Origin of the sequence: Falsirhodobacter sp. alg1 (genome assembly GCF_000739715.2) — a bacterium.
Classification (GTDB): Bacteria; Pseudomonadota; Alphaproteobacteria; order Rhodobacterales; family Rhodobacteraceae; genus Falsirhodobacter.
Map to the genome: position 1 here is coordinate 1 of NZ_BBJC02000050.1, position 806 is coordinate 806.

The 806-nt window shown below is 59.0% G+C and carries 1 rRNA gene; it reads right to left on the reverse strand.

From position 1 onward, the window contains the following. Nucleotides 1-598: ribosomal RNA gene (locus TR36_RS15835) — 23S ribosomal RNA — on the reverse strand; the annotation flags it as partial. Nucleotides 599-806 lie beyond the last annotated feature (208 nt).

The following is an 806-nucleotide window of genomic DNA, read 5'->3' on the forward strand; positions in this document are numbered from 1 at the left end:
GCGACAGTTCCGAGATCTTGCGTCCGACGTTGTAGCGGTTCGGCGTCACGATTGCCTCGGCCACTTCAGTTCGGCTCGGGGGGCGAGATCGAAGCGGCGTCGTAGCCCACGCTCAGCCTTCTGGGCAGCAAGGGTCAGCAGCTCGGATGTCGTTGTCACAACGATCAGAACATCGCCGGTCTGCAGCACGACATCTCGGCCCTCCCACTTGGGACCACCGGATCACTATGGCCGACTTTCGTCTCTGCTCGACTTGTCAGTCTTGCAGTCAGGCTGGCTTCTGCCATTGCACTCAACGACCGATTTCCGACCGGTCTGAGCCAACCTTCGCGCGCCTCCGTTACAATTTAGGAGGCGACCGCCCCAGTCAAACTACCCACCACGCAGGGTCCCGGATCCGGATAACGGACCGCGGTTAGACATCAAGAGTKCGAANGGGTNGGTATCTCAAGGATGGCTCCACCGGAACTGGCGTCCCGGTTTCAATGCCTACCACCTATCCTGCACATCACAATCCTGATGCCAGTGCGAAGCTATAGTAAAGGTTCATGGGGTCTTTCCGTCTAACCGCGGGAAGTGTGCATCTTGACACACAGTTCAATTTCGCTGAGTCCACATCATGATGGTGGTGGAACTGATGTCCCGCACCGGAATGCCTCTGGCCGATCTGGTAGCGCAACGCCGCGCGGCATTTCCGTCCTCGGGAGAGATCAATTTCCGTGTGGCCGACGTCACAGCCGCCGTGGACCGCGTGACCGCCGCCTATCAGGGGCAGCGGGATGATACGGATGGTCTGTCGATGGATA